Source organism: Aeromonas dhakensis, from assembly GCF_000820305.1.
Classification (GTDB): Bacteria; Pseudomonadota; Gammaproteobacteria; order Enterobacterales; family Aeromonadaceae; genus Aeromonas; species Aeromonas dhakensis.
Genome location: NZ_CDBH01000044.1, coordinates 209997 through 223447, shown reverse-complemented (window position 1 = coordinate 223447; position 13451 = coordinate 209997). Strand labels below are relative to the sequence as shown.

Genomic DNA, 13451 nt, shown 5'->3' with positions numbered 1-13451 from the left:
TTTTTTGGCAAAAATCCCGCCAGGTTGCGAAATTTTATTATCCGCGATCACCTTTTTCCCATATCAAACCCGCTAGTCTGGCGGTGATCGGATCACATGACGGCATTGCCGAGGTACGGAAGCTATGACCACTCCAAATGATGCGCCCAAGAAGCGCCAACTCCCCACGGTTTACACCCTGCTTTTCATCATCATCGCCCTGATGGCGGCCCTCACCTGGGTGCTGCCGGCGGGCAAATACAACTATGTGACCGCCAAGAGCCAGCAGCCGGTGGCGGCGGCGGCCGTGGCCGATTACAGCGGCGACGAGCGGCTGTTACCGGTGCCAGGCAGCTACACCGAGCTCCCCTCCCAGCCACAGGGGCTATTCGATGTGCTCAAGGCACCCATTCAGGGCTTTCACAAGGCGGCGGACGTGGCGCTGTTCGTGCTCATCATCGGCGGCTTTCTGGCGGTGACCATGCAGAGCGGGGCGCTGGATGCTGGGGTGGGGGCCATCGTCCGTGCCTTTGCCGGGCGCGAGCGGCTGCTCATTCCGGTGCTCATCGCCCTGTTTGCCCTCGGCGGCTCCACCTTCGGCATGGCGGAGGAGACGGTGGCCTTCTGGGCGCTGATCGTGCCGGTGATGATGGCGGCGGGCTTCGATCGCATGGTGGCGGCGGGGATCATCCTGCTCGGCTCCGGGGTCGGGGTGCTCGCCTCCACCGTCAACCCGTTTGCCACCGGCATCGCCTCCGGTTTTGCCGGCATCCCCATCGGTGAGGGGATTGGCCTGCGGGTCGTGCAATGGCTGCTGCTGGTGATCTTCGCCTCCTGGTTCGTGATGCGCTACGCCAAGCAGGTGCAGCAGGATAAGTCCCGCTCCGTGCTGGCCGACATCGCCTATGACGACGAGTTCTCCCAGATGAAGAGCGGCAACCTCGCCTTCAGCGGCAAGCAGAAGCTCACCATGCTGGTCTTCTTCGGCACCTTCTTGCTGATGATCTATGCGGTGGTGCCCTGGTCCGATCTGGGCATCGACCTGCTGCCCACCCTGGGCTGGTGGTTCGACGAGCTCTCCACCCTCTTCTTCAGCGCCTCCATCCTGATTGCGCTGATCAACCGGATGCCGGAGTCCAACTATGTGGCAACCTTCCTCAACGGGGCGCGGGATCTCATCGGGGTGGCGCTGGTGGTGGCGGTGGCGCGCGGCATCTATGTGGTGATGGAGCACGGCGTCATCATCGACACTATCTTGCACTGGGCCGAGGGGCTGGTGAGCGGGCTGTCATCATCGGTGTTCATCCTGATGGCCTATCTGGTACACATCATTCTAAGCTTCTTCATCCCCTCCACCTCGGGGCTGGCGACTGTCTCCATGCCGCTGATGGGGCCGCTGGCTGACTTCTCCGGCATATCGCGGGATCTGGTGATCACCGCCTATCAGTCCGCCTCCGGCTGGATCAACCTGTTCGCCCCCACCGCCGCCCACCTGGTGGCGGGGCTGGCGCTCGCCAGGATCCCCTACGATCGCTTCGTGCGCTGGGTGTTGCCCTTCATCATAGGGGTGGCCCTCATCACCATGGCGGTGCTGGTGTCCGGGGCCCTGCTGCAGGGGTGATAAGCAGACCACCGTCTCGATGAAACAGGGCCGCTCAGCCAGGGTTGAGCGGCCCTGTTGTTTACTCATGTCGCGCAGAGCAGAGAGAGGCAGCCGCTGGCTCGCCACCTTGACGCGCGATGGATCAGGAAGAGGATGCCATGGCATTCATTTTTATGCGTGCCTCTGGCAGCATACCAATATGAGTCCTGACTGAGGCGCCAGACAGGCGAAGTGAGCACAGTGGCAGAATGCGATGTCGCCCCTTTCGCCGCCGCGACGGCAGTGCTATTACTGCTGGTGATCTTTGTTATGACTCGATTTTTTGCAAGCGAGGGCGATGAGCCCTATGTGTCATGGATGACGCCAGGAGAGGGATAGGGGGCCGTTGCCCCGTCCGTTGCCGAACGTGGTCATCATGATGAAACCTGACGGTCACGAGGGAGAGGTTATGGGGCACAGAGGGATCATCAGGCTGGCAGGGATGCTGCTGGCCCTGCTCATGGTCGATAGCGGGTGGGCGGCGGAGCCGAGACTGGAGCCGACCGAGCAGGAGCAGGCCCAGACCCTGACCCTGTTTCACGAACCCATAGTGATGCTGCAGGCGAAGTTTGGTCGCCTGGACGGGGCGGCCCGGGTGCGGATCGTCAAGGAGCGGGTAAGGCAACTGCAGCCCGAGGATCTGACCCATCCGGTGACCGTGGTCAGCTCGACCCGCCTCGGTCAGGAGGCCAGAGAGTTCAGACTCAATGACAAGCACCTGCTGGTGTTGTTGGAAAAAGATCTGGAGTGGCTCGATGAGCTGACCCTGGATCAGGCCGCAGAGCGGGTGCGGCTGCGGCTGGAAAATGTGCGGGTCAAGGTGCTGGAGCTGCACTCCAACACCTACCTGCTCAAGGCGGCGGGCAAGACGCTGCTGGTGACCCTGCTGTTTCTGATGGTGGTGCAGCTGCTGCGACGGGGGCACCAGCGGGCACGTCGCTGGTTCGCCAACAACCTGCTGCAACAGAAGGGGCTGATCCCCCATCAATGGCGCCAGGTGCTCGGCAACCTGGAGATCCGCGTCATCGGCGTGTTCACCTGGCTGGTGATCCTGCTGCTCACCTATGGCTGGCTCACCTATGTGCTGGGGCTGTTCCCGCATACCCGGATCTGGAGCGATCAGCTGGGCTCCTCCCTGCTGGAGCTGTGCAGCAACATCCTGGGCGGGATCGTCGCCGCCATGCCGGGGCTGGCGACCGTGCTGGTCATCTTCGTGCTGACCAAGCTGTTCATCCGCATGCTGGCGGTCATCTTCGCGCGCATCGAGCGCGGCCATTTCCGGGTGCAGGGGCTGCACTCCGAGACGATAGGGGCGACCCGCCGTCTGCTCTCGGTGGTGATCTGGCTGTTTGCCCTGACCGTCGCCTATCCCTATCTGCCGGGGGCGGATTCGGACGCCTTCAAGGGGGTGAGTGTCTTCTTCGGTCTGATGGTGACCCTGGGCTCGGCCGGGATCATGAACCATGCCATGAGCGGCCTGGTGCTGATCTACTCGCGGGCCCTGCGGCCGGGGGATCTGGTGCAGATAGGGGAGGTGGAGGGGGTCGTCACCGAGCTGAGCGCCCTCTCGACCAAGCTGGTGACGCGCCACGATCACGAGGTGACCCTGCCCAACGCCGTGGTGGTGGGGGGCAAGGTGACCAACCTGAGCCGACTGGCAAGCGACAAGGGCATTGCCCTGCTCACCAAGGTCACCATCGGCTATGACACTCCCTGGCGTCAGGTGCACGCCATGCTGGAGCTGGCGGCCAGGCGCTGCCAGCTGATCAATCAGGAGCAGGCCCCGCTGGTGCGCCAGCTCAATCTGCAGGACTGGTACGTGGAGTACGAGCTGCAGGTGCGGATGAAAGAGGGGCTGTTGCCCGGTCCGGTCAGAACCGAGCTGCACGGCCACATCCAGGATGTGTTCAACGAGTTCGGGGTGCAGATCATGTCCCCCAATTTCGTGGCTCAGCCGGAGCAGGCCGTGCTGGTGCCCCGCGAGCAGTGGTATCAGGCTCCTGCCGTGCCGCCTGCCGAAGTGGCCACCGGGGAGAAATAGTCCACAACGCGGGCCTTGCGACGGGACTCTCTCGCCATAAAAAAATCCGAAGCGGTGCAGACCGCTTCGGATTTTTTTATGGTCGGCCTGCCGCTGGCCAGGGCAGACGCCGTGTTGCGGTTACTGCTTGTAGCCCTTGAGGAAGCGGGCGAGGCGGCCGATGGCCTCTTCCAGCTCCTCTTCGCGGGGCAGGAACACCAGTCGGAAGTGATCCGGCGCCGGCCAGTTGAAGCCGGTGCCCTGCACCAGCAAGAGCTTCTCCTGCTGCAGCAGGTCGAACACCATCTTCTGGTCGTCGCGAATGTCGTACACCTTGGGATCGAGGCGCGGGAACATGTAGAGCGCCCCCTTGGGCTTGACGCAGGAGACCCCGGGGATCTCGTTCAAAAGCTCCCAGGCCTTGTCACGCTGGCGGCGCAGGCGCCCGCCCGGCAGGATCAGCTCGTTGATGCTCTGGTAGCCGCCAAGGGCGGTCTGGATGGCGTGCTGCATCGGCACGTTGGCACACAGGCGCATGGAGGCCAGCATCTCCAGCCCCTCGATATAGCCTTTGGCACGGCCCTTGGGCCCGGTGATGACCATCCAGCCCTGGCGGAAGCCGCAGGCGCGGTAGGCCTTGGAGAGGCCGTTGAAGGTCACCACCATCACATCGTCGCACAGGGTGCAGACGCTGGTGTGGGAGATGTCGTCGTAGAGGATCTTGTCGTAAATTTCGTCGGCGAAGATGATGAGGTTGTGCTGGCGCGCGATCTCGATCACCTCCAGCAAAAACTCGCTGCCGTAGACGGCGCCGGTCGGGTTGTTGGGGTTGATCAGCACCAGGCCGCGGGTGCGCGGGGTGATGCGGGCGCGGATGTCGTCGAGATCCGGATACCAGTCGGCCCCTTCGTCGCAGCGGTAGTGCACCGCATGGCCGCCGGAGAGGGTCACTGCCGCGGTCCAGAGCGGGTAGTCAGGGGAGGGCACCAGCATCTCGTCGCCGTTGTTGAGCAGCGCCTGCATCGCCATCACGATGAGCTCGCTGGCGCCGTTGCCGATGTAGATGTCGTCGATGTCGACCTTGCGCATTCCCTTCTGCTGGTAGTACTGCATCACCGCCTTGCGGGCGGAGAAGAGCCCCTTGGAGTCGCAGTAGCCCTGGCTCTGGGGCATGTTGAGGATCACATCCTTGATGATCTCTTCCGGCGCTTCGAAGCCGAACGGAGCCGGGTTGCCGATGTTGAGCTTGATGATGCGGTGGCCTTCGTCTTCGAGACGGCGAGCTTCTTTATGCACCGGGCCGCGGATGTCATAGCAGACATCGTCGAGCTTGTGCGACTTGTCGATTGTGAACATGGTGACTGTGATTCCTTCCCCATGGGGACGCGTTGGCGAAAAAGGCGGTTTTTAGTATCAAATTTCTTTTCCCCTATTCTTCACAGAATTGAATGCTAGAACAATCCTCTTTTTAGTAGAATTCCCTGATTTTTAGCCCTGAAACAGGGTTGCCAAAACGTTAAATTCAGCACGATCGTTTGTGTGAACCAAGGTTATCCAGTGAAAGATGAGGGGCTCATTAACAAAGCTACCCGACTGTGTTGAAATATTCACGCTCGCTGGCACGATTAGCTTGCGTGAAAAATGCCGTTCTTTTTGCCCACGGCGGCCAAAAACAGGAGCTGACGCGTGCTGTCAGGTTTGTCCGGGCCCCGTACCCACACCATGGAGAAGTCATCATGCAAGCCCCCGCCGCCGGTCGTTATCGTCACTTCAAGGGTGGTTATTATCAGGTGCTGACCCTGGCCTTGCACACCGAGACCGGGGAGCAGCTGGTGGTCTATCAATCGGAGCAGGATGGCGCCGTCTATGCCCGTCCCGTGGTCATGTTCATGGAGTGGATCGAGCATCAGGGTCAGGTGGTGAGCCGCTTCAGCCCGGTGGCGGAGTGACGCCGGGGAACGACCATGAAAAAAGGCGCCTGATGGCGCCTTTTTTACAACGTGAACTTACTGGTAGAGACCCAGGTTCTCTTTGGCATAGGCTTCGAAATCGGTGCAGCCACCGATGTGCTGCTCGTCCAGGAAGATTTGCGGCACGGTATTGACCGGCTTGCCGGCGCTCTTGGCCAGATCTTCCTTGGTGATGCCCTCGGCGTGGATGTCCACGTAGCGGAATTTGAAATCGTCACGCTGTTCGACCAGTTGCTCGGCAATCTGCTTGGCACGGACACAATAGGGGCAACCGGGACGACCAAAAATTACTGCAAACATGTTCTCTCTCCATTCATTTGAGGCTGGGCACAGGATAGCCCCGCCTCGTGACTAGTCATAGTGGAAATTGTCGATACGGCCGTTCGCCATCTTCGATAAGGCGCACTGCGCCGGCCGTCATCGTCACTCATCTCGCAGCGGATCAACCCTCATCGGCGATCTGGATCGGCTGCTGCTGGTAGATGCTCTCCAGCACCCCTTTCTCGAACACGGTCCAGGGCCAGGGGGCCTTGCTGGCGCGGTAACGCTCGTGGGTGGCCGGATCCTGCGACAGGCCGCGCTGGAACATCACGAACGCCTTGCGCTGGCCGCCGGCGGTGTCGATGAAGCCCACCAGGTTGGAGGTGCCGGTGATGGTGCCGGTCTTGGCGTGCACCTTGTTCTTCATCATGGGGGCGGTGACGCTGCGCCGCCAGGCCAGGGTGCCGTCCACCTGGGAGCTTGGCAGCAGCTTGATGAGACCGAGTTCGGCGTCATTTTTCTGGATGAAGTTCAGCACCGACAGCATCTGGCGGGCGCTGATGAGGTTGTGGGCGGAGAGGCCCGAGCCGTCGGCCAGGGTGGCGTTGCCCAGATCGATGCCGTTCTTGGTCAGGATGGCGCGCACCGCCATGGTGCCGCTGCGATAGCTGCCCGGCTTGTTGTAGTAGTGGCGGCCGACGGTCTTGAGGAAGGTATCGGCGTAGAGGTTGTCCGATTTCTTCAGCATTTTGGCCAGCATCACCGGCAGGGAGACCGAGTAGTGGGTCCCCAGGGTCTCGGCATTGTCCGGCGACTTGTGGGTAACACGCAGCAGGCCGTCATGCTTGATGCCGGCCCGGTCCATGGCCCAGCGGATGTTGTCCCAGCCCCAGGCTTCCACGTCATGGATGGCGAAACGCAGCCCCTGCGGATCCTTGTTCGGGGTGATGCAGCCCTTGAGCTCGTAGAAGTTGCCCTTGGCCATGTCCACTTCCAGTGCGCAGAACTGGCGTGCCATGTCGGCGTAGCTCATCACTTCGACGTTGTCGGCACCGACCCCGATGGGGACCCCGGTGGCCACGTTGCCCACCGCCGGCTTGCCGATCTGGGTGGCGGTGATGGTGGCGTAGGCGCAGTTCTTGTCGATGATGACCGAGGAGACGGGCGCGGCGAAGCAGAGGGTCTGATCCCCCCAGGACCAGCCGTTGCCGCGCTCGTAGCCGTTGTAGGCGCCGGTGTTGACGTAGACGTTGCTCTTGATCTGGTTGACCCCGAGCTGCTTGAACAAGGCCAGCAGATCCATCCGTGACAGGGTGGGGTCGCCGACGAAGTTGATCCAGATATCACCGTTGATGACATTGCCCTGCTTGGCGCCAGGCTGGGCCTGGATGTCGGTGGCGAAGCGGAAGTCGGCGCCGAGCTCGAGACGGGCCGCCAGCGCGGTGAGCACCTTCATGGTGGAGGCGGGGGCAATCATCTGATCCGCATGGCGGGCAAACTCGATGCCGTTGTTGCCCTGCACCACGATGGCGTACTGGCCCCCCTGGGGGGGCGTCAGCGGGGCGGCCTGGGCCGCCAGGGAAAAGAGAGCACAAAAACCAATCAACAGCCGCTGCATAACATCCTCTAACGTGACGAAGGGGCCCGGCAGTGGGCCGGCCCTGATAACTCAAACCTTGTTGTACCCGCCGATGCCGGAACGGCCGTGGCAAAGCAATTCATACGCCTTATGCCGGTCGCCATCACGCCAGTGAATTGGCGGTGCGATAGCGACCCTCATAATCAAAAATCTTCTCTTTTATCTGCCAGAAGCGCCCTGACTTGCGGGCGATGACAAAATCGGGGTGGCGAAACTGATGTTCCACCGCCAGCACGCTCGCCAGGGTGGCAAATTCGGGCTCCAGCCCCGGGGCGGGCCAATGATGACGCACAAAGTGCTGTTGAAACAAGCGCCGTGCGCCTGCCGAGTGAAATCCGAAGTACTCATTGAGGGTGAGACCATCCTCGTCGTGATAGACAACCTCCAGCCGCTCCCCCTGTTTGCCGCGCCCGGCCGTCAAGGTCAGCCCTGCGCAGCGGATCACCATGCAGTCCTTGAGATTGAGTGCCTCCTTGAGCTTGTCGTCAGGGTCCACCAGCAGTTGATCGCAGCTCTGGCAGCGGCGGGCGGCGATGTCGTTTTCACTGCCGCAGGCGGGGCAGATCTTGGCGCGAAAGCGGTAGTCGCACTCCTCGCGGTTGCCCTCGTCATCTTCAAACAGCCCCTGACAGCGGCGGCCGTAGTGCTCGATCACCTTGCCATCCTCGTCGGTCTTGCCCCAGAAGGTGTTGGCAAAGCCGCAGGCGGGGCAGGGCACCTGCACCGGCTCGGTGCCGGCATGGGGTCTGGGCTCCCCCACTTCGGGAGCGAACAGGTTGAAGTTGTTGCCGGCGTAGTCGAGCACCAGACAATCAGTCTTGCCGGGCGACAGGCGCAGGCCCCTGCCCACGATCTGCTGGTAGAGCGAGACCGACTCGGTGGGGCGCAGCATCACGATGAGGTCGACGTGGGGGGCGTCGAAGCCGGTGGTGAGCACCGCCACGTTGACCAGGAATTTGAGCTCGCGCGCCTTGAAGGCGCTGATAAGGGCATCGCGCTCCGGCCCCGGGGTGTCACCTGTGATGAGGGCCGCCTGCTCCCCTCTGGCACCCAGCAGGCCGTGAATTTCCCGGGCATGCTCGACGGTGGCGGCGAAGATCATCACCCCCTGCCGCTCGCGGGCATACTCCAGTACCTGGCTCAGGATATGGGGGGTGACCCGCTCCTGACGCTTGAGCTCGCCGTTGAGATCCGCCTCGCTGAAGAGGCCATTCTCCCGCGGTACCAGCCGGCTGAAGTCGTAGTGGACGATGGGGGCATCCACCATGCGCGGCGGCGTCAGATAGCCATTTTTGACCATGAAGCGCAGCGGCAGCTCGAACACGCAGTCGCCGAACAGCCGCTCGCCGTGGCTCTTGACCATGCCGTGGTAGTGGCGCCGGTAGATCCAGCCCAGACCGAGCCGATAGGGGGTGGCGGTGAGGCCGAGGATCTTGAGGGCCTGATTGGCGGCCTTGAGGTGGCCTAACACCTGATGGTACTGGCTGTCATCATCGAGCGAGACCCGGTGGCACTCGTCGATGATGAGCAGCGAAAAAGCGCCGTCGAAGGCGTCCAGATTGCGCGCCACCGACTGCACCGAGCCGAACACCACCTGGGCGCTGGCCTCCTTGCGATTGAGCCCGGCGGCGAAAATGTCGGCCTGGAGGCCCCAAGCCTCGTACTTGGCGTGGTTCTGCTCCACCAGCTCCTTGACGTGGGCCAGCACCAGCACCCGGCCGCGCGCCTTGCGGGCCAGCTCGGCGATCACCAGACTCTTGCCGGCCCCGGTGGGCAGCACCACCACGGCGGGATCTGGGTGCTTGCGAAAGTGGCTGATGACGGCGTTGACGGCGTCGGTCTGGTAGGGTCTGAGAACGAACATGCAGGCTGGGTACATCGACGAGGGGCGGAGCAGGGTGGCGCCATTATAGGGAACTTGGCGCCAAAAAACAGCGGGCCGGCATGGTGCCGGCCCGCTGGCTGCGTCGTTGCGGCTTAGTGGAAGGGGAAGATGTAGTTCATCCAGCTGGCCATGCGCAGCAGTACCTTGCGCATGATGGCCACGTGATGGAAATGCTTGGTGTAGATGGCAGCCTGACCGCTGGAGCCGGCTATCACCTGATACTCCTGCCAGCGTGGGTCGGTGATCTTGATGCGCACCGGCAGGCGGCCGGGGATCACCGCCGAGCTCTGGTCGATCAGCGCGGCATTGGCCTGCACGTTACCGGAGGCGATGGCGGGGATCACCGCTTCTACTTCACCCTTGAAGATCTTGCCGGGGATGCCGTCGATGACTACTTCGGCCTCGTCCCCCACCGCCAGGCGCTGCATGCTGTTTTGCCAGAACCAGCCGACGTAGGCGTTGTCGTCCTCGTGGATGAAGGTCATCACAGGGCGATACATGAAGGGAGTGGCGATCATGCCCGGGCGCAGGGCCAGCTGTACCACATGGCCGTCGCTCGGGGCATAGACCACGGTCTGGTCGAGCTGATACTTGGCTTCGCGCAGTTGGGCCCGTACATCGTCCAGGGTGGCTTGTTGCTGATCGAGCTGGGCGACCAGATCGTCGACATTGGCCTGGGTCACGTCCAGATCGCGCTGCTTGCCGATGCCGCGGCGCATCAGCTCGGCGGCGCGATCCCGGTCGAGCTTGGCCGAGCGCATGCGCGCCTCGATGGATTTGAGGTGCTCCTCGTTGGAGCTGACCCTGGCCTCCAGGCTCGCGGCGCGCTGGCGGAACGGCTCGTCGTCGATACGAAACAGCACGTCACCCTTCTTCACCTTCTGGTCCGGCTTGACCGCGACCTCGCTGACCCGGCCCTTGACCAAGGGAACGATGGGGGTGGAGACGTAGTAGTTGCGCGCCATCTCGGAGTAGGGGTGGTTGTAGTTCATCAGCATGATGAGGGTGCCGATGAGCAGCACGCCGCCGAGCACGGCGGTGGGCACGGTCCACTTGTTGAGCGGGATGCGGAAGATTTTGAAGACAGCTACACAGATGGCGGTGTAGGTGAGTACCAGCAAGAGATCCATGATCACTCCTTCTCTTGGGTCAGCTGATCGAGGCGGCTGCGCAGGGCGGCGACCTCATCCTTGAGCTCGGCGAGATGCTTCTCGTCGCGCTCGATACGCTGGGTAAAGCCCCAGCCCCGATCCTCCCGGTAGAGGGTCGCCCAGATCCAGAGGAAGGGCCACAGCACGTGCAGGGTAAACAGGCTGACCCAGCCGGCCACGTGAATGGCATCCTGATGGGGATGCTGACGATGCTTGGCTATTTCATAGGGAATGTCGTGAATGACGATGACCCCGTAAAAGATGACCAAACCCACAAAAAAAAGCAGACCAAGAGCAAAATAATCGAGTGTCATTTATGCCTCCACCGGCGTGACGCACAGCATTGTCATTGGAGCCCGGGTTCTGCAACACAACCAGCAACCGGGTTTCCATCCTGTTGGGCCCGAAATCTTAAGCAATCTTGTTGTACTGAAGCTTAAGTGGCTTCGAAATCGTCAAGATAGATGACGGTATTATTGGGGCGAGTCCATAAAGTCGTATCCATGACAAGGACTTACGCAGGGAGTATGGCATCAGTGAGGGGAAATTAGCAGCAAAAAAAGGAGCCTTTATGGCTCCTTTTCTGACATGTTTGGCGTGGATCAGCTTTCGCTGGCCTTGCCGATCAGGGCGGGTCTGAACTTCATCAGGAAGGCGACGGTCACCACCAGGGTGCTGGCCAGACCGATGAGGGTGGAGACGCCCATCTCCAGTCCGAACCCGATGGGGGCGTTGGCCAGATAGGTGAACACCACGGCGGTCATGAACATGGCCGGCAGGGTGCAGACCCAGTGCAGCTTGCCCTCTTTGGCGAGGTAGGCGGCGGCGGCCCACAGCATCATCACGGCGGTGGTCTGGTTGGCCCAGCCGAAGTAGCGCCAGATCACCCCGAATTCGGCCTTGGAGATGATGAAACCGAGGATGAACATGGGGATGGCGATCAGCAGTCGCTTGGCCATCGGCTTCTGGGTCAGGTTCAGGAAGTCCGCCACGATGAGGCGGGCGCTGCGAAACGCGGTATCACCGGAGGTGATGGGCAGGATCACCACGCCCAGGATGGCCAGGATGCCACCGACGGTGCCGAGCAGGCTGGTGGAGACCTCGTGCACCACGGCAGAGGGGCCGCCGCTTGCCAGGGTGGCGTTGAGCGCTTCTGTGCTGTCGTAGAAGGAGAGCCCCAGGGTGCACCAGATGAGGGCGATGATCCCTTCACCGATCATGGCCCCGTAGAAGATGAAGCGGCCGGATTTCTCGTTCTGCATGCAGCGCGCCATCAGCGGGGACTGGGTGGCGTGAAAGCCGGACACGGCGCCGCAGGCGATGGTGATGAACAGCAGCGGCCAGAGCGGCAGCTCGGTCGGGTGCAGGTTGGAGAAGTCCATCCCGGTGTTGTAGAAGCCTTTGCCGGAGACGATGAGGCCGATGATGAGGCCGACCGACATGAACACCAGCAGGGCGCCGAAGATGGGGTAGAAGCGGCCGATGATCTTGTCGATGGGGACTATGGTCGCCAGGATGTAGTAGGCGAAGATGGCCACAATCCAGTAGACCAGGTCGGTGGAGGTGAGGTTGGCCAAGAGGCCCGCCGGGCTCAGCACGAACACTACGCCCACCAGCATCAACAGCACCACGGCAAACAGGTTCATGAAGTGCTTGGCGGCGGTGCCCAGGTGCTCACCGACCACGGTCGGCACAGAGGCACCCTTGGCGCGTACCGACAGCATGCCGGAGAAGTAGTCGTGAACCGCGCCGGCGAAGATGCAGCCAAACACGATCCACAGCATGGCGACCGGGCCGTAGAGGGCACCCAGGATGGGGCCGAAGATGGGGCCGACGCCGGCGATGTTGAGCAGCTGCACCAGGTAGACCTTCTTGTCCGACATGGGGACATAGTCCACCCCGTCCGCCATGGTGATGGCGGGGGTTTTCAGCTCGGGTTTTGGCCCGAATATCCGCTCGATGAATTTGCCGTATACGAAGTAGCCGGCTATTAACAAGCCGACACAGAGGAAGAACCAGATCATTGCTACGCTCCTGCTTTGTTATTTTTTGGTGTGCGCGGCCAGTGTAGGGGCTTGCACTGTTAACGGCAGGTAAAAAGGGGCGAGCGGCCGTATGGCGACCCGAGCGGTTGGCGCTCGTGATCCGGCTCACACCGCGCGGCTCACTCCAGCCCGAGCTGCTCCTTCAACTCCTTCAGGTAGCGGCGGCTGACCGGTACCTGGGCACCGCTCGGGGTCACTATCTCCGCCAGCTGATTCTCCAGCAGCCGGATTTCGAAGATGGCGGTCGGGGCCACCAGATACTGGCGGTGGCAGCGCAGCAGCGGGGTCTTCTCTTCCAGTGATTTGAGGGTGAGCTGGGTGTGAAACAGCTCGCCCTGGCTGGCGACGTGCACGCCGCCGAGATCGGAGAAAGCGTACTCCACCTGTTCGATGGGCAGCAGCCGCACCCGGTTATGCAGGTAGCCCGGAATGTGGCGAATGGCGGGGGCGATCGCCGTCATGGGCTGCGGGCTGAGATCCTGTCTCAGCCGTGCCAGCGTCTTGGCGAGGCGGGCCGGCTCCACCGGCTTGAGCAGGTAGTCGAAGGCGTTCTCCTCGAACGCCTGGATGGCGTAGTCGTCAAACGCGGTGACGAACACGATGCGGGGCAGGGGATCGAGCATGGCCACCAGCTCCATGCCGCTCAGCTTTGGCATCTGGATGTCGAGAAACACCACGTCGGGTCTGAGCCGCTGAATGAGCAGCAGCGCCTCGATGGCGTTGGCGGCCGTCCCCAGCAGCTCGATATCGGGCTCGGCGGCCAGCTGCTGCATCAGCTCCTCGCGGGCATACGGCTCGTCATCGACGATGAGGGTGCGGATCATGGGGTTCTCCTGCATGGCTGGGGGGCAAAACTGGC

The 13451-nt window shown here is 62.1% G+C and carries 11 protein-coding genes; 3 read left to right on the top strand and 8 right to left on the bottom strand.

The features are described from left to right. The first annotated feature begins 124 nt into the window (after window positions 1-124). Together BN1143_RS11270 and BN1143_RS11265 are read left to right on the top strand one after the other, a co-directional pair. Window positions 125-1600, top strand: a complete 1476-nt coding sequence (locus tag BN1143_RS11270; RefSeq protein WP_042050680.1) for a YfcC family protein — start codon at window positions 125-127, stop codon at window positions 1598-1600. Between the two features lie 430 nt (window positions 1601-2030). Continuing rightward, on the top strand, window positions 2031-3662 hold the full coding sequence (locus tag BN1143_RS11265) for a mechanosensitive ion channel family protein (RefSeq protein ID WP_017764214.1): 1632 nt from the start codon (window positions 2031-2033) through the stop codon (window positions 3660-3662). 120 nt (window positions 3663-3782) lie between these two features. On the opposite strand, the gene BN1143_RS11260 is transcribed toward BN1143_RS11265, so the two are convergent. After that, window positions 3783-4997, bottom strand: coding sequence for a pyridoxal phosphate-dependent aminotransferase (locus BN1143_RS11260; protein WP_005302243.1), 1215 nt, complete (start codon window positions 4995-4997; stop codon window positions 3783-3785). Window positions 4998-5377: 380 nt separating this feature from the next. Between BN1143_RS11260 and BN1143_RS11255 the strand changes: the two genes are divergently transcribed. Then, window positions 5378-5590: a DUF1653 domain-containing protein gene (locus BN1143_RS11255; RefSeq protein ID WP_010633639.1), complete on the top strand. Its 213-nt coding sequence runs from the start codon at window positions 5378-5380 to the stop codon at window positions 5588-5590. Between the two features lie 57 nt (window positions 5591-5647). Here BN1143_RS11255 and BN1143_RS11250 read toward each other — a convergent pair whose 3' ends face one another. From BN1143_RS11250 to btsR, 7 genes are all read right to left on the bottom strand, one after another. Further along, window positions 5648-5911, bottom strand: a complete 264-nt coding sequence (locus BN1143_RS11250; protein WP_010633640.1) for a GrxA family glutaredoxin — start codon at window positions 5909-5911, stop codon at window positions 5648-5650. Between the two features lie 142 nt (window positions 5912-6053). Then, window positions 6054-7490 carry a D-alanyl-D-alanine carboxypeptidase/D-alanyl-D-alanine endopeptidase gene (gene dacB / locus BN1143_RS11245; protein ID WP_042050678.1) on the bottom strand — a complete coding sequence of 479 codons (1437 nt, stop codon included), beginning with the start codon at window positions 7488-7490 and terminating at the stop codon, window positions 6054-6056. Between the two features lie 124 nt (window positions 7491-7614). Then, entirely contained in the window at window positions 7615-9375 is a 1761-nt protein-coding gene (locus BN1143_RS11240; protein WP_042050677.1) for a DNA repair helicase RadD, read from the bottom strand. A 113-nt stretch (window positions 9376-9488) separates the two neighbouring features. Next, window positions 9489-10526: an HlyD family secretion protein gene (locus tag BN1143_RS11235; RefSeq protein WP_005302227.1), complete on the bottom strand. Its 1038-nt coding sequence runs from the start codon at window positions 10524-10526 to the stop codon at window positions 9489-9491. Window positions 10527-10528: 2 nt separating this feature from the next. Then, entirely contained in the window at window positions 10529-10861 is a 333-nt protein-coding gene (locus BN1143_RS11230; RefSeq protein ID WP_005302225.1) for a DUF3302 domain-containing protein, read from the bottom strand. 288 nt (window positions 10862-11149) lie between these two features. Continuing rightward, window positions 11150-12571, bottom strand: coding sequence for a carbon starvation CstA family protein (locus BN1143_RS11225; protein WP_010633644.1), 1422 nt, complete (start codon window positions 12569-12571; stop codon window positions 11150-11152). Between the two features lie 140 nt (window positions 12572-12711). After that, window positions 12712-13416, bottom strand: a complete 705-nt coding sequence (gene btsR, locus BN1143_RS11220; RefSeq protein WP_017778828.1) for a two-component system response regulator BtsR — start codon at window positions 13414-13416, stop codon at window positions 12712-12714. Window positions 13417-13451: the final 35 nt, after the last annotated feature.

Coding starts and splice junctions, on each gene's coding strand:
- BN1143_RS11235 (WP_005302227.1), bottom strand. CDS start 10,526: ATGGATCTCTTGCTGGTACTCACCTACACCGCCATCTGTGTAGCTGTC.
- btsR (WP_017778828.1), bottom strand. CDS start 13,416: ATGATCCGCACCCTCATCGTCGATGACGAGCCGTATGCCCGCGAGGAG.
- BN1143_RS11270 (WP_042050680.1), top strand. CDS start 125: ATGACCACTCCAAATGATGCGCCCAAGAAGCGCCAACTCCCCACGGTT.
- BN1143_RS11240 (WP_042050677.1), bottom strand. CDS start 9,375: ATGTTCGTTCTCAGACCCTACCAGACCGACGCCGTCAACGCCGTCATC.
- dacB (WP_042050678.1), bottom strand. CDS start 7,490: ATGCAGCGGCTGTTGATTGGTTTTTGTGCTCTCTTTTCCCTGGCGGCC.
- BN1143_RS11230 (WP_005302225.1), bottom strand. CDS start 10,861: ATGACACTCGATTATTTTGCTCTTGGTCTGCTTTTTTTTGTGGGTTTG.
- BN1143_RS11250 (WP_010633640.1), bottom strand. CDS start 5,911: ATGTTTGCAGTAATTTTTGGTCGTCCCGGTTGCCCCTATTGTGTCCGT.
- BN1143_RS11225 (WP_010633644.1), bottom strand. CDS start 12,571: ATGATCTGGTTCTTCCTCTGTGTCGGCTTGTTAATAGCCGGCTACTTC.
- BN1143_RS11265 (WP_017764214.1), top strand. CDS start 2,031: ATGGGGCACAGAGGGATCATCAGGCTGGCAGGGATGCTGCTGGCCCTG.
- BN1143_RS11255 (WP_010633639.1), top strand. CDS start 5,378: ATGCAAGCCCCCGCCGCCGGTCGTTATCGTCACTTCAAGGGTGGTTAT.
- BN1143_RS11260 (WP_005302243.1), bottom strand. CDS start 4,997: ATGTTCACAATCGACAAGTCGCACAAGCTCGACGATGTCTGCTATGAC.